Annotated in this window: 23 protein-coding genes and 1 pseudogene; 7 read left to right on the top strand and 17 right to left on the bottom strand. The window is 62.5% G+C overall.

The genetic code is table 11. From position 1 onward, the window contains the following. Nucleotides 1-1,698: 1,698 nt before the first annotated feature. Nucleotides 1,699-2,091, bottom strand: a complete 393-nt coding sequence (locus SB659_RS18670; protein WP_410551466.1) for an STAS/SEC14 domain-containing protein — start codon at nucleotides 2,089-2,091, stop codon at nucleotides 1,699-1,701. A 246-nt stretch (nucleotides 2,092-2,337) separates the two neighbouring features. Between SB659_RS18670 and SB659_RS18665 the strand changes: the two genes are divergently transcribed. Then, a complete protein-coding gene (locus SB659_RS18665) occupies nucleotides 2,338-2,667 on the top strand; it encodes a hypothetical protein (RefSeq protein WP_410551465.1) in 330 nt (109 codons plus the stop codon). Nucleotides 2,668-3,386: 719 nt separating this feature from the next. On the opposite strand, the gene SB659_RS18660 is transcribed toward SB659_RS18665, so the two are convergent. From SB659_RS18660 to SB659_RS18635, 6 genes are all read right to left on the bottom strand, one after another. Further along, nucleotides 3,387-3,608, bottom strand: a complete 222-nt coding sequence (locus SB659_RS18660; RefSeq protein ID WP_410551464.1) for a hypothetical protein — start codon at nucleotides 3,606-3,608, stop codon at nucleotides 3,387-3,389. Between the two features lie 41 nt (nucleotides 3,609-3,649). After that, nucleotides 3,650-4,393 (bottom strand): ANTAR domain-containing protein, encoded by a 744-nt coding sequence (locus tag SB659_RS18655; RefSeq protein WP_410551463.1) that lies wholly within the window; start codon nucleotides 4,391-4,393, stop codon nucleotides 3,650-3,652. 100 nt (nucleotides 4,394-4,493) lie between these two features. After that, nucleotides 4,494-4,805 (bottom strand): hypothetical protein, encoded by a 312-nt coding sequence (locus SB659_RS18650; protein WP_284980404.1) that lies wholly within the window; start codon nucleotides 4,803-4,805, stop codon nucleotides 4,494-4,496. A gap of 679 nt (nucleotides 4,806-5,484) precedes the next feature. Further along, nucleotides 5,485-5,967: a hypothetical protein gene (locus tag SB659_RS18645; RefSeq protein WP_284980405.1), complete on the bottom strand. Its 483-nt coding sequence runs from the start codon at nucleotides 5,965-5,967 to the stop codon at nucleotides 5,485-5,487. After that, entirely contained in the window at nucleotides 5,964-8,429 is a 2,466-nt protein-coding gene (locus tag SB659_RS18640; protein WP_410551462.1) for a molybdopterin oxidoreductase family protein, read from the bottom strand. The genes SB659_RS18645 and SB659_RS18640 overlap by 4 nt, the downstream gene beginning before the upstream one ends. 442 nt (nucleotides 8,430-8,871) lie before the next feature. Then, nucleotides 8,872-9,936: a sodium:calcium antiporter gene (locus SB659_RS18635; protein WP_410551461.1), complete on the bottom strand. Its 1,065-nt coding sequence runs from the start codon at nucleotides 9,934-9,936 to the stop codon at nucleotides 8,872-8,874. Between the two features lie 614 nt (nucleotides 9,937-10,550). Between SB659_RS18635 and SB659_RS18630 the strand changes: the two genes are divergently transcribed. Both SB659_RS18630 and SB659_RS18625 read left to right on the top strand, forming a co-directional pair. Continuing rightward, entirely contained in the window at nucleotides 10,551-10,760 is a 210-nt protein-coding gene (locus SB659_RS18630; protein WP_284980408.1) for a hypothetical protein, read from the top strand. A gap of 203 nt (nucleotides 10,761-10,963) precedes the next feature. After that, nucleotides 10,964-11,167 (top strand): Fic family protein, encoded by a 204-nt coding sequence (locus tag SB659_RS18625; RefSeq protein ID WP_410551467.1) that lies wholly within the window; start codon nucleotides 10,964-10,966, stop codon nucleotides 11,165-11,167. Here the strand turns inward: SB659_RS18625 and SB659_RS18620 are convergent. The 3 genes from SB659_RS18620 to SB659_RS18610 all read right to left on the bottom strand — a co-directional run bounded on the left by SB659_RS18620 (nucleotide 11,133) and on the right by SB659_RS18610 (nucleotide 12,447). Continuing rightward, nucleotides 11,133-11,315, bottom strand: a complete 183-nt coding sequence (locus tag SB659_RS18620; RefSeq protein WP_284980410.1) for a hypothetical protein — start codon at nucleotides 11,313-11,315, stop codon at nucleotides 11,133-11,135. The two genes, SB659_RS18625 and SB659_RS18620, sit on opposite strands and share 35 nt — an antisense overlap. Continuing rightward, nucleotides 11,312-11,599 (bottom strand): hypothetical protein, encoded by a 288-nt coding sequence (locus SB659_RS18615; RefSeq protein WP_410551460.1) that lies wholly within the window; start codon nucleotides 11,597-11,599, stop codon nucleotides 11,312-11,314. Before SB659_RS18615 ends, SB659_RS18620 begins: the two co-directional genes overlap by 4 nt. 110 nt (nucleotides 11,600-11,709) lie before the next feature. Next, nucleotides 11,710-12,447, bottom strand: a complete 738-nt coding sequence (locus SB659_RS18610; protein ID WP_284980411.1) for a GAF and ANTAR domain-containing protein — start codon at nucleotides 12,445-12,447, stop codon at nucleotides 11,710-11,712. Nucleotides 12,448-12,582: 135 nt separating this feature from the next. Between SB659_RS18610 and SB659_RS18605 the strand changes: the two genes are divergently transcribed. Then, complete coding sequence (locus SB659_RS18605) at nucleotides 12,583-12,792, top strand: hypothetical protein (protein WP_284980412.1); 210 nt, start codon at nucleotides 12,583-12,585, stop codon at nucleotides 12,790-12,792. A gap of 816 nt (nucleotides 12,793-13,608) precedes the next feature. Here the strand turns inward: SB659_RS18605 and SB659_RS18600 are convergent. Next, the gene (locus SB659_RS18600; protein ID WP_284980413.1) at nucleotides 13,609-13,809 is read right to left on the bottom strand and encodes a low affinity iron permease family protein; all 201 of its coding nucleotides are present in this window, start codon (nucleotides 13,807-13,809) and stop codon (nucleotides 13,609-13,611) included. Here SB659_RS18600 and SB659_RS18595 point away from each other — a divergent pair. Then, complete coding sequence (locus SB659_RS18595) at nucleotides 13,808-14,059, top strand: hypothetical protein (RefSeq protein WP_410551459.1); 252 nt, start codon at nucleotides 13,808-13,810, stop codon at nucleotides 14,057-14,059. The genes SB659_RS18600 and SB659_RS18595 overlap by 2 nt on opposite strands. Nucleotides 14,060-14,309: 250 nt before the next feature. Here SB659_RS18595 and SB659_RS18590 read toward each other — a convergent pair whose 3' ends face one another. The 5 genes from SB659_RS18590 to SB659_RS18570 form a co-directional block, all read right to left on the bottom strand. After that, complete coding sequence (locus SB659_RS18590) at nucleotides 14,310-14,804, bottom strand: hypothetical protein (RefSeq protein ID WP_410551458.1); 495 nt, start codon at nucleotides 14,802-14,804, stop codon at nucleotides 14,310-14,312. Between the two features lie 44 nt (nucleotides 14,805-14,848). Beyond that, a complete protein-coding gene (locus tag SB659_RS18585; RefSeq protein ID WP_410551457.1) occupies nucleotides 14,849-15,313 on the bottom strand; it encodes a cupredoxin domain-containing protein in 465 nt (154 codons plus the stop codon). Between the two features lie 71 nt (nucleotides 15,314-15,384). Then, on the bottom strand, nucleotides 15,385-16,101 hold the full coding sequence (locus SB659_RS18580) for a class F sortase (protein WP_284980417.1): 717 nt from the start codon (nucleotides 16,099-16,101) through the stop codon (nucleotides 15,385-15,387). A 30-nt stretch (nucleotides 16,102-16,131) separates the two neighbouring features. Continuing rightward, a complete protein-coding gene (locus tag SB659_RS18575) occupies nucleotides 16,132-16,881 on the bottom strand; it encodes a hypothetical protein (RefSeq protein WP_284980418.1) in 750 nt (249 codons plus the stop codon). 111 nt (nucleotides 16,882-16,992) lie between these two features. Then, the gene (locus tag SB659_RS18570; protein ID WP_410551456.1) at nucleotides 16,993-17,589 is read right to left on the bottom strand and encodes a hypothetical protein; all 597 of its coding nucleotides are present in this window, start codon (nucleotides 17,587-17,589) and stop codon (nucleotides 16,993-16,995) included. 843 nt (nucleotides 17,590-18,432) lie between these two features. Between SB659_RS18570 and SB659_RS18565 the strand changes: the two genes are divergently transcribed. Continuing rightward, nucleotides 18,433-18,561, top strand: coding sequence for a hypothetical protein (locus SB659_RS18565; RefSeq protein WP_410551455.1), 129 nt, complete (start codon nucleotides 18,433-18,435; stop codon nucleotides 18,559-18,561). A gap of 38 nt (nucleotides 18,562-18,599) precedes the next feature. Here the strand turns inward: SB659_RS18565 and SB659_RS18560 are convergent, their stop codons facing one another. Continuing rightward, nucleotides 18,600-18,737: a hypothetical protein gene (locus tag SB659_RS18560; RefSeq protein WP_410551454.1), complete on the bottom strand. Its 138-nt coding sequence runs from the start codon at nucleotides 18,735-18,737 to the stop codon at nucleotides 18,600-18,602. Nucleotides 18,738-18,894: 157 nt separating this feature from the next. Here SB659_RS18560 and SB659_RS18555 point away from each other — a divergent pair. Further along, nucleotides 18,895-19,425 (top strand): annotated as a pseudogene (locus tag SB659_RS18555) (aldehyde dehydrogenase family protein); the annotation flags it as partial. Nucleotides 19,426-19,500: the final 75 nt, after the last annotated feature.

Genomic DNA, 19,500 nt, shown 5'->3' with positions numbered 1-19,500 from the left:
ATCGAATACGAGTCCATCATGAACACGCAGGCCACACTGGCAGCGTGACTAACCACTGTCACCTATCCGTGCAGCAGACCCGTTCCCTGTCGATGAAGCCCGTTTGGGACACACTCAAAAATCTTGCCGTTCCCGGTTTGAAGTTGAGTGCCCTCGTCGTCTCGGGCTTGGAGGACCAGAGATATGACACGCAAATTCCCGGTAGGGCCCCGGCTCGCTATTTCACCAGTTAAAGCGCATGCTGACCTAGAGGGTAGCCGGGGAAATTCTTCAGTCACCGGCCCTTCACGCAGTAGAAGGCCCCTGGCCACTTACAAACCGGTCCGGGCTCCGTTGGAGCCGTCATGCAGCCGGCGGTTTCAATGGCGGTATCTGATGCAAGCATCCAGAGATGCTCACACCGACGTCCTGGAAGCCGGGCACCAGGACCAGATGGACTCGACAGGGGTAGCCAGCGGGGAGAACCCACCCATCGCTCGGATTCGTTCGCCACGAAGGGCGACGGGCGGCGGTTCTTGCCACCGGCTTGGACTCCGCGGCAGGTACTATGACGCAGCGGAACCCGAACGCTGGATTAAGGCTGCGCGAACGTGGCCTGTTTACGGATGGATACCTTGACGAGTTAGTGACAGTGCCGGATCTGGTCTGGAGGTGATTCTTGCATCCTTCTGGCCGATGTGCGTATAACTATTGATGCAAGCATTCGCTGATGCAGACCGGCGGCCCAAACCGATGAAAGTTGACGGCCTGCCATGACTACTGAGACACACATCAGTAAATTCCTCAAAGAGTGCACGGTGTTGGACGGGGAACCTGATGAAGGACTGACTTCGATGTGCCTCTATGGCCTGTACATCAGCTGGTGCCTCATGAGGGATAACGTCCCCCTCCCAGACAGTGACTTTCAAGCTTCCGTTAAGGAGCACGGTCTACGGCAAATAACACGCCATGGGGTTCTCTTCTACCCTGATGCGCGGATGATAGGGCCTGCATCAAGGGACTACATCCTCAACAGCGTCCCGGCCGCACATCTGCCCGTTTTTGAAAGTCTCGGTGAGCTTTGAAAGTCTCGGTGAGCCGTTCTCAGCCTCGCAGGACGGTCCCACTTTTGACGGTGGGTCCTCCCGGTTGACTGATCGTTTCGAGTAACGTACTCGTGGTGCTCGTTGTTCCGGTTTGGTTAGGTCCCGGTCTCCCGGGAACGCGACGACCAAACAGAAGGACGCCGGTCGCCCCCGTTGCTGTTTAAACAACGGCGCCAGGCAACCGTCCATACGCCGAAAAACGCTTTGGCTGCGACAGATACCGCTCAACCGGCAGTCAGTCGGGGCACTGCCCCTTTTCAAACCGCCGGCCTGCTCCTACGTCGCCCGCAAGTCAACATTCATACACGAGCTACGCGGGAGCGCGTGATAAGCCGCTTCGATAACCCGTGCAGCACGATGCAGTTGAAAAGGTATTGACCAGCATGTTTCAACCGCTGAGCCCACAGGCCCTGACAGCGCGCCGGAACCAGGCCATGGAAGCGATGGCCAAACACCTCGAAGCCCCCAGGACAACGGCAAGGAAATAACCCGACGGCAGCGCTGTCAGGGATGTCCCGGATAAACGGTACCCCGCGGCGGCCTCGAGCTAGATCGTGTTGCTGATCAGGCGCGCCGCGCCCTTTGTAGGGGCGGGCCGGCGCCATGAGCATCTCTACCGCGCCTCGGAAGCATGTTCCTGCCGCAGCAGCCACAAGGTAGCCTTTGTCAGGGAATTGAAGAACTGTGTGGGGCACGGCGGCTTCTGTGCGCCCGCGGACCAGTTGGCCAGAATCCGGTCCACTGGGCTGCTGCCAAGCAGCGCGATCCGGGACGCAGCACACGGAAGGCTGAACACGGCGCGTGCCTGCCGGGTCACCGAAGCAGTGTTGGTCATGTCCACCAGCAATGGGCACTCACTACCGTCAGCCAGTGCGTTCACGGCCGCCACGGCAGCCTGCGCGTCCGTGCCCTCGATCTTCACGGCCGAATTCCAGACCAGGTGGATGATGCCGTCTTCGCGAAGGGTCACGATGCCTTTGCCGCCGTCAACTTTGGTGCACCCCATACAGTCCCCCAACTGGTGTCTCCGGTCGGTTCCAGCCCGGGACCGATAGCAGCATCCTACGCGGCACTTCCACCCAGGACTACGTGTTTGTGCTGGTCAGAGCCCGCGACCGGGACAGCTTCGAACGCTGCTGTAGAACCTGCTCCGCAACGCGATGAACTACCGCAGCCCGCACAGGGACCTTCACAGAGGTGCCCAAGGGAGCCCTAGCCTGAATAAGGCTTCTCAACCGGGTTCCCGTCCGGCATGTCAGTCCTCGCGGCGATGCACGAGCATGACGCGCGTGCTGGTGCCGTTGCAGTTGATCCGGATTGTGTCACCGTCAACGACTCTTTCCACGTCGTACGGTCCGCTTGCGCCGACCTTGAGCGCCGGCGGCCTTTCCCTCGTTCCAAGCGGAGGGCACGGCACTTCCGGGCCGTGGTGTCCACGGTTCCCGCAGCGGGATCGCTGGTGCTGGTGGGCCTCGATCTCGTCATCGGCTGGCCGGCGGCGGGCAATGTCTTCATCACCGACCTGAATGCCTTGGCGGCTTTCCTGTTGTGGCGCAAGGTGTCCGACGACGCGGGGGCATAAAAAACGCCGGCACGAGCGCGGAACTGCCCGAGGCACGACCGCTACTTGTAAGTACAGTGTCTGGACTAACGCCATTACGCACATTAGGATCACGTTCAGAGCTGATGTTGCGGGGTTTGTTCCTTCGCACGGACTGGGGGATAAATTGGGGGGCTAATTCCTGCGGCCGCTTTCGGTCTGCCTAACGCTAATGGCAAGATTCCGATAGCCGCCCGTCGGCTGAAATTCATCGGCTAGGCGAGGTCCGGACCTGCATCAGATTGGTTCTAGCGGTCGTTGCACCAACCAGATTCTTTTGGAGGACGAATGACCCTGTCGTCTTTCGCCGCCCCGGAAACTTTCGGCTACTGCAACATGTCCCGGGCGCGTTGTCGCGGGTTCAGGGGTTCTCGGTCAGGATGACCGGGACCGTTTCATCGCGTTGGTTTGCCCGGGGGTCCGGTGGCGGCTGTCGCTTGCCAGGGAGCCGTCGAGACCTGACCGGCACGAAGTGGTGGCCCGGAGCTGGTGCTGGAACTTGTTAAGGTCGTGATGGTGGTGCTGGTCCGGGAGGGGTGGATGGACCATCAGGTCCCGTACGTCAGATGCAGCAAGACAGCAGGGCTCTGAGGGAATCAACGCGGCCGATGAGGTTCCCTGAGCAACCTGATGCATGCCCGCAGGGACGGGGGCATACAGAACGCGGCGAACCGGCTTGTTGTCCGCGTGCCCCGTCACAGCTACAACATCCTGTACGGCACCAGCCGCAGGATGGCGTCCGGCGCGATGGCTCCGCCGGACTGAGTCGGGTGCACGCCCAAGACATCGCGGCGGGGACCCCAGCCGGACCACCACTCCGGCTCCAAGACACCGGCACGCTGATCATTGCTGCGGTCACGAACGCATTGGTGGACGCATCCAGTGCCTGTGACCGTGCGCGGGAGGTCAGCGGCGGATGACAACGGTAGACGGAAGGGAACTGATGTCGGCAGTCGAGCCAGTGTCAGTGTGGATGCCGGTCTCCAATGTCGGTAGAACCCTTATCTTCCTGGGAGCCCGCGCTGATGATGCTTTCAGCGACGGTTTGGATTTTTTGGTGGCTGCTCAGGGACCTCGCGAGCAAATAGGACCCCGCCTCGGCGCGAGTGCAGTTGTTCCGGGACATGATCATCCGGCTGGCGAGTTCGATAGGTGCCCGGCGGGCCAGGGCTGCGTACAGGTCCTCGTCATTCCCGCCGGAGGTGGGCATGCGAAGGGTGAGTCGTAGTGCTGGGCCCGCGCTCTCGGCGAACCCGGTTGCGTCCCTGATAGCGTGCCCCGTGAAGACCCCTGTCCTGTCGGCGAAGAAGTGCAGAGTTGCGGATACGTCTTTCCCCACGCCCAAGGGAACGATTAAGACGTTCCGAATGTGGGCGGAGGCAGGGCTTTTGGTGTAGTCCGGCCAACGCTGGTCCAGGCTCGTGTCGGCAATAACGATGGCTCGGGACGTTTCCGTGGCTTCCAGGGCGGGCCCGTTACCCCACACGTATGCCAGCCCTCCCTGCCAGAGTGCGTCGTTGCTGCTTCCGACAATACTTACAGGACCCCCGGGCCGCCACAGTATCAGGGCACACTGTACTGGCGCGCCTGTGGCCCGGCTCATCAATGTAGCCGCGTAGAGTGTCATTCCGTCAAGGAAGCTTCTGACGTTCTCGCTGCGGGCGATGAGCTGGCGAAGACGTTGCTCGTCCTCTTCCTGTTCAGGCACATCCCCATCATAGAGGCGCTCAGGGGTGGAAGCGACTCCTGAGCGGGTTGCGTTGTTTGCAAGGAACTGCCGAGATTAAGGGGGATTTGGCACGGATGGCTTATGCAGCCCAGACGGCTTGGTGCTGGGCTTCCGGAGAGCTGAACGAGGTATTGAGTGCGTAGGCGCGGGAGGCAGGCCCTACCATCCACAGCCCAGGGAAAAAGATGCCCCGCCGGGCGGGAAAGGCGGCCCGAATGCCCTCGTAGCCCAGCAACTCCTGGAAGGAGTCCCTAGGGACTTGCCGGAGGTGGTGAAGGTTGCACCACACGGAGTAGAGCCCATACAGAGTGGCGAAGTCCAGACCTTCGTCGGTGTCGTCCTCGATGAGAAGGCATTCCTGGATGAAGCGGTTGATGTTATGCGGGTGCATCAGAAACCTCCGGGGCGGCGGAAATTATTCGGTGCCGGACTGCTTCAGCGAAACCTCAAAACAACTATGCCGCAGTGTTTCTGCTGGTTCAATACCCATATTCCCACGCGTGCAGCGTTCACCTCAGTAGGGTAGCTCGCCGGAATCCCGGCTGGTCTTCTTCATTGACGCGCTGAACGCATCTCAGCATGTCCGGCTCTCGAATACGGGAACATACGTTCGTGAAGAGCCACTGCCGTAAGCCGATCGCTTACGTATAGCTAGGGCGCTGCCTGGATCCCGGCCAACCCTCATTGCGAAATACAGGATCCGCCTCTGGGACGCTGGACTCATCGAATCAACCGGCCACGGAAAAGTCGACTACGCCATTCCCGGCCTCCGAGAGTGCCTACGCAAGAACCCCAACTCCTGACGCTGCAGCCCTCCGGAGTTGATTTGGGGCTTCCCCGCCCCGCTCCCCCGAGGTCACGCCCTGAGCCGCATATGGACGCTATGACAAGCTGAACTGATCCAATTGCAGATTTTCCAGATTAGGACCCGGTGATACCCACTCCCTGGTTTCGGCGCTCCGGACACCAAAGTCCGAAGCCTGATCAGCCGCCCCCGGTGGTATGGGAAATCTTCCCCTCTCGCTGGCCAAGGGTAGGTGTCGGAACCCGACTGGTGGGAGAGCTCTCTGTCAGCTAGTGAGCACCTGGGTGGCTGATTCCTTCAGCTTGCCGTTGGCCCACTTCATCTGTCGGATTGTCTGTGGATGGCACTTCTCGGCCAGGGCCAGAAGGTTTCGGTCCTTCATCCCCTGGGCAGCCTGGGCCAAAAGCTCCCAGTCGGCCGATACCCCGCAGGACTTCACATACAGCTCACGCAGGTCGTGCAGCAGCAGCATCCCGGTCTCGGGACGCCGGCCCAGGAGCTCGCTCCCCTTCTCCCGAAGCGTTTCCATCAGTGACGCTTCGCCGTGCGGCTCCGGGTTCAGGTCCTGGCCGTAATCCGTGGCGATGTCGGCGATGTCCCGCACGTGCTGCTGTGACCAGCGGGCCAAGTCCCGGGCCAGGTGGTAGATTTCATGGTCCACCTTGTGCCGCTCGGAAACGAGCAGCAGGTGGTGTGCCAGGTCGTTCTCAGATCGGTGCATCTCCCCGAGTACGAGCCCGAATTTCATCGTGCCCCTCCTGCCGTGTCTGTGACTTCATCGGCCAGCGCGGAGGCTATTCCCTTGGTCCTGGCTCCTTCAGGAAAGTCGCCGACCGGAGCTGACGCTGTGGTGGTCGGCGCCGGGGACGGCCGGTCCCCGGCGGAAACCCGGGTGATGCGGGCGGCTGCCGTCTTGAAGATGGGCTGCTTGGACGCCGCGTCCCAATCGGTGATGGTCAGCTCGTTCGCTGCCCTTCCCGCCCCGTCAGGCTGGCACCCGCCCTCGGTATCCCAGTATCCGTAGTGGAAGGGAAGGAACAACACCCCGTTCCGGATGCCGCTGACGCGGACGCGGGCCTGGACGGAGCCACGGGGTGTCTCCACCTCCGCAAGGTCGCCTTCGGCAATCCCGTAGGCGGCGGCGTCATCGGCTGACAATTCAATCCAGACGTCCGGCGCGGCCGCCTGCAACTCCGGCACCCGGCCCGTCTTGGTGCGAGTGTGGAACTGGTAGAGCGTACGACCGGTGATGAGCTGGAGCGGAAATTCCTGGCCCGGCAGTTCATGGGCCGGCATATATTCGGCGGCTTTGATGATGGCCTTGCCCGCCGGGTTGAGGGCCTTGTACTCCGACGCGTCCATGGGCGCCCCTGTGATCAGGTCCCGGCCGTAGGTTTCGCAGTACTCCGGGTGCGCCCAGAACCTGCCATCAACGTAAATACGTTCCGTGCCCTCCGGGTTCTCCTCGTTGCACGGCCACTGGATGCCGGAGCCACCGCGCAGCTTGTCGTAGCTGATGCCGGTGTAGTCGCAGGGACGGCCCCGGGTGCATTCCTTCCAGGCCTCGAAGGCGGACTCGGGATCGTGCCATTTGATCAGCGGCTGCCCGTCCTTGTCCTGCAAGCCCATGCGGTGGGCGTAGTCAATGAAGATCTCAAGGTCCGCTTTGGCCTCGCCCGGCGGATCCACGGCTTTCTCCGAGAGGTGAACGGTGCGGTCGACGTTGGTGAAGGTGCCCGTCTTTTCACCCCACGTGGCTGCAGGAAGGACGACGTCGGCCAGCTGGGCTGTCTCGGAAAGGAAGATGTCCTGCACCACCAGAAACAGCCGCTCCTGGGCAAGGATGCTGCGGATTCGCGCCAGCTCGGGCAGCGAGACGGCCGGGTTAGTGCCGCTGACCCACAGCATCCGGATGGAGCCGTCTTCGGCATACCGCATCATCTGCATGACGTGTGTCGGCGGGGAGTAGTGCGGGATGGAGAAGGGGTCGACGTTCCAGACCCGGGCGAGATCCTTGACGTGCGCGTCGTTTGACCAGTTACGGAAGGCGGCCAGGTCGCCGTCGGCGCCGCATTCGCGGGTGTTCTCCGCCGTGGGCTGGCCGTTCATTTGCAGGATGCCACAGCCGGGCTTGCCCAGCATGCCGCGGATGATGTTAACGTTGTTCACTTGGACCGCAGCAGCGGTGGCCTGATTGGACTGGTAGAAACCCTGCAGCACCGTGGACAGCAGCCGCTCGGCGTGGCCAATGATGCTGGCTGCCTCCTGGATCTGCTCCGCCGGGACGCCGCAGATTTCCGCCGCCAGGGCCGGCGGGTAGTTCTTGACCTCTTTTTCGAGGTCCGGGAACCCCACGGTGTGGGCGTCGATGTATTCCCGGTCCACCCAGCCGTTGGCGATGATTTCGTGCAGGATGGCGTTCATGAGGGCCACATTGGTGCCGGGCCTCGGGGCCAGGTGCACGGTGGCGGCTCTGGCCACGGGGGTCATCCGCGGGTCCACGCAAATGATCTTGGGCGGGTTCGGCCCGGCAAGGCGATCCAGCATCCGCGTCCAGAGGACGGTTTGCGTTTCCGCGACGTTATGCCCATAGAGCGCGATAACGTCCGCGTGATCCACGTCCGTGTAGGAGCCCGGCTGGCCGTCGCAGCCAAACGATTCCTTCAGGGCCTCACCGGCGGTCGCCGTACACAGCCGGGTGTTTCCGTCCACGTGGTTGGTGCCGATCCCGCCGTGCGCGAGTGTTCCCAGAGTGTAGTACTCCTCGGAAAAGAGTTGGCCGGTGGTGTAGAAACCGATGGCGCTCGGGCCTTGTTCGGCCAGCAAGGCCTTGGACCGGTCCACAATCCGCTGCATCGCGGTGTCCCAGTCTGTTTCCACCAGCTTCCCGCCCACGCGGACGAGGGGTTTGGTGAGCCGGTCCGGTGACGCGTTCGCTTGCCAGCCGTACAGGTCCTTCGGCCCCAGCCGGCCGTGGTTGACCCGGTCGGAGGCCCGGCCACGAACGCCGACGATCCGGTTATCCTTTACAGCGATATCCATGGCGTCACCGTTCGAGTGGAGGAGCGACGCCGATTGAACCCATCGGTCCACGTCCTGCGGACCCACCCCCTCGGCAAGGTGCGTGTCCACCCTAACCGGCCAGTCACCTCCGCTGCCGTACGGCGTCCTAGTCCCCCATGGTTCAGCGATCCGGTCCTTAAGCGTCATGTGTTCATCTCCTGCCTCGCCTCGACCCATGCCATGCTCAACGCCCCTGCCCCGACCTTACCCACCTTGGCGCGGTCAAAACAGGGTTTCGCACATCATCGGAGTCAACCATGAGGAGGCAATCCCTAAGGGGCGGAAAAAGTTGCTCCTCCCTGGCGGCCCACCCAACTCGCGGCATGGGAACCGGCTGACCAAACCCGCGCCGCGGATGAGTAAAGCCAAGCGCTGGGGAGGCCATCGCGGAGAACTTGTTCAGCAGCACGATGTAGTCGACTCCTCGGAGTCGCGTGAAGACGATCCCCGGTCACCTGCCGCGTTGCCTTCCGCGGGCCACCAGGATTTCGACGGCGTCGATGTCTGCTGCCGGTCAAACGGGCGTAGGTTGCTGATGCCACAGTCAGGAGCAGGGAGCTGCCAGTGTATGGCAGCGGCAGAGAAATGATCATGTCGTGGAGGCCACGGCGAAAAGCCCGGCCACGCCGATGAGGTAGAGGACAAGGACGACGAGTGAGTCGATGCCCATGCCCAGAACTTTCTTTTGTGGCCTGAAGAGGATGCCGAGCAGGTAAGTGAGGGTCAGTAGGATCGCCAGGGCCGTGAGGTATATGTCGGTGGCTTTTGCCTGCGGAAGGACTGGTTTGCCGGAGATCAGTACGGCAAGGAGGAAGAGCACGGGCAAGAACGCGTTGCCGCCGAAGATGTCGCTGAAGGCGAGTTTGTAGTCACCCTGTTTCACGGATGCCAAGCCGGTGGAGATTTCGGGCAGGGAGGTCGCAAGGGCCAGGAATGTGGCGCCGAAGAGCACCCCGGACAGTCCGATATGCCCGGCAATTGCCTCTCCGCTGCGTTCCAGGACCACGCCCGCGCCAAGGGTGGCGAGAGCGGCGACGCTGAAGATCAGCACGGATTTTCCGGTGCTGATGTTTCTTCCTTGGTGGGCTGCGGTTGTCTTGGAATGCCCTTGAGGTTTCTCTTGGCCGCCCGGTGCGTGGCCGTGTTCGTGCCAGGGAAGAGATTTCTGGGACCGCCGGACCAGGATCAGGCCGAGAACCCAGAAGACGGCGATCAGGACCGCGGCAGGGGTCAATCGTAGGCCGATGAGGGTGTCGGGCATCTGGCTGCCCGCGATCACCACCCCCAGGACCGCGATGACGGTCACTGCCTCAATAACCAGGGACAGTGACGCTGCCCGGTAGCTGAGCGGCCCGCTGCCTTTCGTGCCCAGAACGTCAAGGATGACCAGCACCACGGTTTGAATGGCGATACCGCCGAGGATGTTCCCAACGGCCACGCCGATGCTATTCGACGCCGCGGCGCTGACCGTGATCGCCAGTTCCGGCAGGTTGGTTGCGACCGCCAGAAGGATTAGCCCGCCCAGAGCCGAACCCAGATGCAGGCGGTCATCAAGGACATTCGTCTGCTTCGAGAGCTCGATTCCCGCCACCCAGACCACCCCGCCAGCAGCAGCAAAGATGGCAATCAGGAGCACCACCGGCAATGAGCCCATCCCACGTTCCCTTCCCTGGCAAGCACCTACGCCTGCGGACCTACTGGCACCGCAATAATAAGCCTGCTTAGCAAGCCGTGCGAAGCAGCGCGCCTGCACTGGTCTTCGCCGGGGACGCGCTGGACGAAATGCTCTTCCTCCGATGACTCGGGGCTGCCCTGCGGCCGCCCCGGTCGAGGTAGGCGCGGGCTTACTCGCAAGGACCGACAATGAATCGCAATCCTGGTGTGTCCTTCGATTGGCGCGGTCTTTCCGTATTCGAGCTGCATGCCCAGGGGCCAGAAAGGGTCCAGCAGTCGGCAGCCGGACACCGCCCATCGAAGGGAGCCCCCCGTCGCCAGCGGTAGTTGAATAAGGTCTTCACGACCGTGACCCTCGTCGTTGCGACCGCGGCCACCATCACCACAACGAGCACAAGCATCCCCGTGACGACGACAAGCGCCGGAGCGTGTCGGCGGTGGCCGCCGCTCTCCACTGGATGGTGACAAACCATGACCAACGCCGCGCTTATTCGTATTTTGGTATCAAAATAGGAATAAGCTCGCTCTAATTCAGACTTAGGAGAATGGAAATGCTCGGGCCGCCCACCCCGTGAGGACCGCGAATTCACCGAAGTGGTCGTCTCCCTGCCGCCCCACATATCCGAGCTGTGGTACTCCCCCAGCCGCGAAACCATCGTTGCCCTTGAAGAGGCGGCCATAGCGGTTGCCTCCCTGGATGTCACAGCGGGCTCCCGTATGGCCGCTATCAGCGGCTTCCTGCTGCGCAGTGAAGCAGTATCGTCGTCCAAGATCGAGCACGTCAACGCCAACCGCGAGGACTAGGCACGCGCCATGGTCGGGCTGAAAGCCAGTAACAACGCGCGGTCCATGGTTGCTGCTTCAGCAGACGCGGTGCAGGCGATGATCAACGCCGCGGGCCACACCGGCGATATCCTGCTGAAGGACCTGCTCGCGGCTCACCACACCCTTATGAAGGACGATCCGGTAGACGGCCCGCATGCCGGGAAGGTGCGGGACGTTCAGAACTGGATCGGTGGCAGCGATTACTCTCCTCGCGGACCCATACACGCCCTAACCCCGCCAGAGCTCGTACCGGACCTGATGGCGGACCTGATGGTCTTCTGCAACCGCAAGGACATCCCGATCATGGCTCAGCCGCCATCGCTCACGCCCAGTTTGAGTCCATCCACCCCTTCACAGACGGCAATGGACGCATCGGCGTGCTCTGATCGGAGCGATCTCCCGTCGCCGCGGACTCACCAAGAACACCGTCACACCCATTGCCTCGGCAATGTCGCCAACGTCGACACGTACTTCAGCCTGGTCAACAACTACCGGACCGGCGATGTTGACCCTTTCGTCCCCTACCTGGCTCACTCGGCTCTCCACGCCTCGAATGCCGCACGTGAATCCGTATCAGCCTTGGATGCCCTGCCTGCACAGTGGGTCGAGATGGCGAAACCCCGAAAGGTGTCTGCCGACGAAAACATCATCCCCTGGCTGCTCGAACGACCCGTATTTGACGCCCACACCGCCGGCGTTGCCGAGAAGTCCATGTACGGCGCGCTGGCACGACTCACCGAGGCCGGAGTCATCAGCTTGGTCGGGACATCCCAGCGCCACAGGGCCTGGGCCGTCTCACGCACGGCGCGTACAGCCATGTTCTCGAAACGTTGGCCAGAAAATTCCCCGGGATGCGGAGCCACCCGAAGCCACTGCCCCATCCGACGCCGACGGGGGTCGAACACCCCCACCGCGTGCATAGAGTGGGCTAATCCTCGAAATATGCGGACGTCGTGGTGGTCCCGCTCAGGTTCGCGACGATACTGCTCGCAACGACGTGGACCTTTTCGTTCCGGTGGCTGGAGGCCTTATTCAACGTTTTGAAAGCCTCCTCCTGGGTGCAACGGTTTTGGGCCATGATCACCCCACACGCAAGGTCGATGACGGTCCTGGTGGCCATGGCCGTTTTCAAGTCCCTGTTGAGCTGTTCGACGGTTTCGATCCGGATCGCCAAGCGCAGAGTGCTCCCGGCGACGTCCGCGAACGCAGCAGCTTCATCGATCACCTCCGGGGTGAACAACCCCGCCTCGGAGGCAAAAAAGTTCAGTACAGCTTCAGAGCTCTCCCCGAGGTCCATCGGTACGCCCAATGCGCTGCGGCACCCGTTCTCTGCCAGGACGCGGCTGTACTCGGGCCATTCAACATCGGTGGCCACGTCCGCCAGCAGCATTGGGTGCCCCGCATTCAGAGCATCCACACAAGGGCCTTGTCCGAGTTTTTGTTCGATGTTGTCCAAGAGCACCGCCTTCTCGCTGCTGCCCGCAATGGTGGCGGTACGTTTACGCCTGCGCAGAGTCAGCGCGCAGTCAATCGGCGCGCCCGCTGCCCGGGTCATCGCAGTGGAGGCGAACCCCGTCACACCACGCAAAATACCCGTGATATCGGAACTGCTCGTCACCAACTCATGCAGGCTCAGGATGTGTTCGGCGTGTGCTGGGGTTTCCATATGCACCATGGTAGGCCCGGTTCCACTGGACATTGCTTACTCCGTTGCACCGCGGACACCCGCCTTGTACATTATTAATAAGTACACTGACGAATTACGCGCAGAGAACCCCTAATAACACTGGGAATATCGCCCATGAATGACCCACTGCAGAGCGCACGCTTGCTTCTAGTGAACAACGGCATCAGCCTTGAGCGTCTATGGATCAGGTACTGGGCACAGGGCGGGAACGCCGCCGAGTTCGAATACGAAGCCCTCATCTACGGCGCGCTGGTTCCGGAGCCCGTCGACCTGGTAATCCTTCGCCAGGTTCTCGACGATCTGGATATTGGCTCCGCTCTGTGAAGTTGACCCCCTGGTTTTCTCGGTTCCGTTTCGGGGCCATCGAGCTCTTTTGCGCCCCGCGCGGCGGCCGCGGGGCCTCGTGGTCATGGCCGGGAGACCGCCGTTTTATGTATCTGTTACCGGCTCGTCGTTTTCCGGCTCTGGCGCTTCATCTGCTGCATAGGGCGCCCGCAGGCGCGCAGGGAGCTCATCGATGAGTTCATTTGCCGCGTGGGCCAGCAGATCCCTCTCCAACGGCGGCGGACAGCAGCAATTGGAGATACGCCTTCACCGACGATGCCTCCAATACCGTAGTACCGCAGCCAGAGTTCAGCGTTCTCTATCCCAGCGCTGCCCATGGCTACGCAGGCCTTCGAGCTGGGTCTGCTCAGAGCCCGTCAACCCATGTGCTGGTTTGTTTCTGTCAGGTTCTGTCACACGTGGTGTCCGTCCGGGACCGTCAGATTAGCCCGGCGCGAAAGGACGCTGACTATGCGCTTCCGTTGCCTCTGCCCCGGGAGAGGGAGGTTACGCGTGGGAAGGCCAGAGCCATTGGTAGCGAAGGGTCCGCTGGATTTTCGGGGCATCTTGCAGCGAAACAGCCCGGGCAGCGAGCTCATCACGTGGAGCGCCCGTACAGCAGCGAGGACGAACGCATCGGGAGCGCCAGGCTGCCCCCGACCATCAGGCGGCCCGGAAAGCGCCACTCCGGCCCTGAGGGAGGTGTGGGGTCTTTTCATCCGCGCGTCCGGACTGCGTGGCCTGCGACCTCTGGAGGCTTACGCTGCCGTCTGTCTGCCCCCGAGTCGATGGCTACCCATCCCGGCACTGACTCACCTACTCATTATCGTGCTGATCTTCATCCTCGATGCGCTTACGCTGCTTCTCAAGTTCCTTCACACCCTCATTCTCCGAATCGTAGAATTTGGCGTTACTGACCTTCCGCTCAAGCATGGTGGAGTCCAGCTTCACATGCATCGCCACCGTATCCCCGTTTGCAGTGCTCTGGATGATGAAAACCATTAGGAAAATCACCATGGTGGTACTCGTGTTGACGACCAGTTTCCAAGTATCGGAGAAAACCCAGCAACGGACCGGGCAGGGCCCAAAGAATCAGTACGGCGACCGCCCCAATAAACACTCAGGCACGGCCGTGACGGCGGAGGAAACCGTTCCCGTCGAGCGTGTCTGCCTGGAGAAGGACCAGGTCTCCGAGGACGTCCAGGCCAGCGCGGAAGCCCGCAAGAAAAACATCCAAACAGACGGAATCGACAGGGACCGCCGCTAAGGGCAGAACCCCACCAGTCCCGCCCGGTTGTTTTGGCACGGCACCGGAAGGTGCCGGAGTCGGCCGTGAGCGACGTTGGAGAAGGACATCACTCGAAACGCTCACGGTTCGTCCGCCAATGCGCAGATGGCTGGCGGGAGGTCACTGCAACTTTGGGAGAACCGCGATGATCACCCGGGCTACGCAGCGAGGGATCTCATGGACGAGAACGACATTTCGCGGGGCTTCTGACATGTTCTCTTCGGCCCGCCTAGCTTCTCCTGCGCCGGTGGCCGTGGTGAAGAAATTCCCTAGGGTGCTCCTTCGATTTCTTTGGGAGTCGGGTGCGGTGTAGGGCGGTAGCGGCTGCGACCGTGGCGACGGCTTGCGCAAGGGCCGTCAGGGTTTTTTCGGTGAACCACACGGGTTCATACATTGCGGGGAAGGGCCCTAAAGCCGGCACGTCGATGTAACGGTAGAGGAGCAGGACGCCAAGGCCTCCGACGGCGAAGACCAAGGCCGCCAGATACGCGGCCTTGCCAGGCCGGACAAGGACGTAGAGCGCGGCCGCGGCGGCAGCTGCCGCTTCGATGTAGAAGAGGTTTCCTTCGCCGATGCCGTCAGGGGCAGCGGACTGGTAGCCGGGGGCCAGCCGGGCGTGGATGACGGCATCAATTCCCAAGGTAACTACTATGAGTACACGCAGGAGCACCAGCACCAGCGAGTCTCTGCGGCTGCGGGAAGTACGGGATCGGTGCTGTTTCATGGGGTCCTCACCACGAGGTTGCTTGCCGGGGCCTATCTGCGGGCCTATTTGACCGTGAGGGTTCCGTGCATGTTGGAGTGGTAGGTGCAGTGGTATGCGTAGCTTCCGGGTTTCGCCGGGGCGGTGAACATGGCGCTGGTGCCGGGCTTGACCACGACGTTGAAGGAGCCGTCATCGGCGGTCACGGTGTGCGCCTCTGTGTCCATGTTCATGACGGTTATCATCGCTCCGGCCGCGACGTCAGCGGGGCCGCTGTAGGCGAAGGATTTAATGTGGATGGTCGTATCGGCCATGGCGGCGGACCCGCTGGAGGTTGATCCCATGGAGGATCCCCCCATGCCGGGGTCCATGGACGCACTCGATGAGGCGGTGCCCGATGAGGCAGTGCCCGGAGAGGCCGCCGTAGGGGTGGTCCCCGTACCCGCGGTCCCGCAGGCGCTGGCAGCCAGGATGGTGGTCACCGCGAGCAGGGTGAGGGTGAGGCTTTGACGGGCTTTTGTGGTCGTCATCTGTTTTTTCCTTTTCGCGCGACTTTCGGTGAATGGTGGTGGGCCGTTGCCCGCCTGGATTGGCTGCGGCCTCAGGCAGGGTGGCTGGAGGTCAGGTGGGCGTAGACCACGGTGTTGTCCAGGTACTCCCTGGTGGCGGGATCGTAGCCGCCGCAGGTGATCAGGCGGACTTCGGGTCGATCAGCGTTCTTATAGACATCCACGGTGGGAAAAGTGGCTTTGTGGTAGACGTCTACCTTGTCCACGGTGAAGACTGCGGCTATGTGGTCAGCGCGGATCAGGGTAATGTCCTGGCCCTGGGTAAGTTCGTGGAGGCGGTAGAACAGTCCGATCGGGGTGTTGATGGCGTTGACGTGGCCGAGGATGATGGCGGAGCCGGTCTGTCCTGGGGTGGGCGAGCCCTGGTACCAGCCACCGGGCGCGCCGGGTTCGCCGGGCGGTGTTTGGATCTCTCCGTTGGCCTGTTTGCCCAGCGGCAGCAGGGCCGCGTCGACACCGATTAACGGCACTTCCACCCGGAGGGGTACGGATGCCGGCAGGGCCGCGTCGGGCGCAACGGGCACGGCAGCCGGAGCGGAACTGGCTGTCGCTGCAGGGCTCGGTGTCGGAGCCGGTACCTCCGCCGCAGACGTGGTCGGGGCTGTGGCGGGGAGCGTGGCGGTCGCCTGTGATGGCGGTGGCTGGGCGTGAAGCCCGAGGGCGGTGGTAGCGATGCCGCCTGCCAGGAGCAGGGCGGCCGCCGCGGACATGATGAAGCGTCCGCGGCGGCTGCTGTTCAGTGGTTCCATCAGGTCCCTTGAATTTCCGCTTTCAGGGCCCTAGGAGGCCATGCGGCGGCGAAGGGCGTAAGCTCCGCCGGCTGCAAGGACCAGCCCGCCACCGGCGGCGAGCAGACCCATATCAGGTCCGGTCGGGGCCGGGGTGGTGATGCCGGTGCCGGGGGCTCCGGCGGGCATTGCGGTCAGGGTCCCGCACAGGGCGGGTGAGGTGGCTGCCAGGGGCAGGGACGGGACGAGGTCGCTGGGTTCCTTCTGCGCGGCGGCTGACAGGGTGGCCGGGTCGAGGCCGTGGACGACGACGACGGCGGTGCCGGCCTTGAGGGAATCAGCGGTCTTGGCGTCCAAGGCGAAGGTTCGGTTGTACGTGTAGGAGGCGCCCATGCCCGCGACCTTCAAATCGGTGCCCGCTGCCGGACTGGTGTCGCCGCTGGTTGAAAGCGTCGCACCGATCGCGCCGTAGGACGGGCCGCCTTCGGTGGTGCTGATCACGCCGTCTTTGTTGGTGTCCGCTGACATGTCCGGGCAGGTGCCCTTAGCTCCGATGTGGATGTGCTGCACGTGCGGGTAGGGATTGCCGCCGAAGGAGGCAGCCAGTCCTGAAACCTTTTCGGTAACGGTGGCCTGGTTACCGTTGACGGTAATCATCACCGTTCCCGAGGCGTTGCTGCCGTTGATCGATGCCAGATTCGCCTGGTAGTTGGTGGTGTCTGCGGCGAAAGCGGGACTGGTGGAGAGTGCAAGCGCACCCAAGGCAAGGGCCGGGGCGATCAGGAAAGCAGATTTCTTCATGACTTTATCCTTCGAATGGAATGAACGCTCCCGGTTGGGGACGCGCATGACTATGACACCTGATATTCGTTGTGGTCCCGATCACGGATGGGTGGGATTCCAAAAACATTTCTATTCGGACCAGCAGGCCAGGACGGTAGTGGCGACTTGGTAGGCAAACGCACCGTTGGCGATCTGTTGGGGCCCGACCACTGCGGGAAGGGATGAGGCGTCCACCGTCAGGACGAAGCTGTCCTTGACAAACACCGCCGAGGTGGCCGTTTGGAAAGCCGGGAAACCCAAATTCGCCAACCCCCCGATGCGAGTGCCACGGACTACCGCCTGCTGTTGATCGAAATAGGCGCGGGCGGCGGCCGGGTCAGCCGCCTCCCTGACCGACAACACGAAAGGCCCCTCCGGCAACGCATAAGTACAGGTATAGAGCCGGTCCTTCCAGGTGTTGGTGGTCCGGGGTGTCGATGCCAACCCGAGGATCCGCACAATGTTGGACCGGGTTTCGTCCTCACAAATCATCTTCGCCGGCGACGATGGCGATCCCGCCGCTGCGGAGGCCGAAACACTACTGGTTGGCGGAGGAATTGAGGGGTTGCCGGATGCCTGGGCGGCGGTTCCAGGGGCCGCGGCACATCCCGCCAGCAGCACCGCGGACACGCTCACAGCACCGATCCAGGCACCCCAGGCAAAGTGGGAGCGCGTCCTGAATTTCATGTTGCACCTTTCACGCCTCTCGAAGCCCGGCACACGATGTGCCGGAGCCCTTTCCGTAGTATTCGCTGCGGCAGGGCCCGCGGATGGGTCCAGCCCGCGGCTCACCCCTGAGGGCTCCGGGTGAAGCTTGAGCAGGCCGTGGAAGAGACCGGCGTAACAACGTTACGTGGATGCATCCAGGACGGGATCTACTGGGGGATAACCCGGACGCGGTACGGGCCACTACGATCTTGCGTCTCAACAAGTCGACAGTTGCGGGCCCGAAGGGCGGTCGGGCCGTAGGGCGGCATGAGGCCAAGTAAAGGAGAGGTGCCTGGGAGATCCGTCCCGCCAACGCTTGGACCACCTGTTGTGGTGGCCCTGGCGAAACTCGTCAAGTCCTTCCGGGGTCCGGCGCGCTGCCAGGGGTCTATGTCGGCCGGAATGGACGGGCACAGGACACAAGCCCCGATAGAGGCGGTCAAGGTGTGAGCATGTGGAGCGGCAGGCCAAGAATTTTCGCGGATGTCTCCTGAGCTCTGCACAGCTTTATGGGTTTAGGTTCCGCCCGGTGTGGTCCTCGATGGTGGGGCGGTCATCTGGAACAGAGACTGGCCGGGCTTCGAGGCGTTGACACGGCGGATGGTCATGTCCAGGGCGGCTCTGCCGGCACTGGCCCATAAGCTCCGCTCTCCCTCCGCCGCGTTTGATGTGCTGGCTGGGACTGGATCGGTCCTTGGACCTCTCCCCCATCACCACGGACATTGAACTGGCAAAGGTCTGGTTGAAGGATCTGCTGGCCGCAAGGGTTGAAGGGTTGGTTTCAAGGGAGGATCCCAGGCCTATGAAGCCCATCCGTTGAGGTTGAAGCATAAACACGCCTCGGACGGCGCCGCGATCGTTGACCGGTTGGGCTTCATCAGCACCATCATCGAAACCGATACCGATTCCTACCGTCTGGCCCGCAGACTCAGCCGGCAACCAGCCGAATAAGCCTGCATCAAGGCAGAGGCTTTCGCGGGGCCGAACGGTCAGCGAACGTTGCGGAAGATGGTCAAGGCTTCGCGGACCGCATCGTAGACGATGACGAGCCCGGCGACGGAGTCGGCCCGCCACCACCCAGCAAGGGCGTCCGGCCAAAACTGCGGCCGGATGGGGAGGCTCGCCATCGTATGCAGAGTCAGGAAGACCTTCCCGGCGCACTCGTCGAGAACGTTGGAGCACTAGCGCAGGCGCTCGTCGGCGGCCTGGGCTTCGGGCAGTTCCAGCAGGTCCCGGCTTTTCAGAGCATCCGCGAACGGCGTTCGAGCAGGAGTGTGTCGCGCCATTGGCAACGCCCCGTTCATCGTTTTCGAGGACGCCGACCTGCACAAAGCCGTTGAAGGGGCCAGGCCGCAAAGATGCGGAACAGGGGCGAAGTCTGCACCGCCGCCAACCGCTTCCTGGTCCAGGAATCCATAACCGAGGAGTTCACCAAAAAGTTCGCCTCCGCCATGGCCGCTCTGACCACCGGCCGCGGCACCGAACCCGGCAACCCAGGCCGGACCCCTCATCGACGCCGGTGCCCGCCACGACGTCCACGCCCTCGTTAGTGCTGCGGTCGACGCCGGAGCCACCGCTATTACCGGCGGTGCACCCGTGGACGGGCCGGGCTACTTCTACCAGTCCACCGTCCTTGGAAACGTGCCCAACGACGCAGCGCTCCTGGGCCAGGAAATCTTCGGGCCCGTCGCCCCCGTGACCACCTTTACTACCGAAGCAGACGTGATCCGCCTGGCCAATGCCACCGAATACAGCCTCACCTCCTATCTCTACAGCCGGGACTTCAACCGGCTTCTACGCGTGGCCGAGCAGATGGGACTGCTGAAGGTTTGATTGACACTTTGCCTGTGAGGATTTGATCCTTGCGGGTGGAAGGATGTTCATCATGCC

Origin of the sequence: Arthrobacter sp. SIMBA_036 (assembly GCF_046535135.1) — a bacterium.
Taxonomy (GTDB): Bacteria; Actinomycetota; Actinomycetes; order Actinomycetales; family Micrococcaceae; genus Arthrobacter.
The sequence above is the reverse complement of the archived record's forward strand: the minus strand, read 5'-3'. Positions and strand labels throughout refer to the sequence as shown.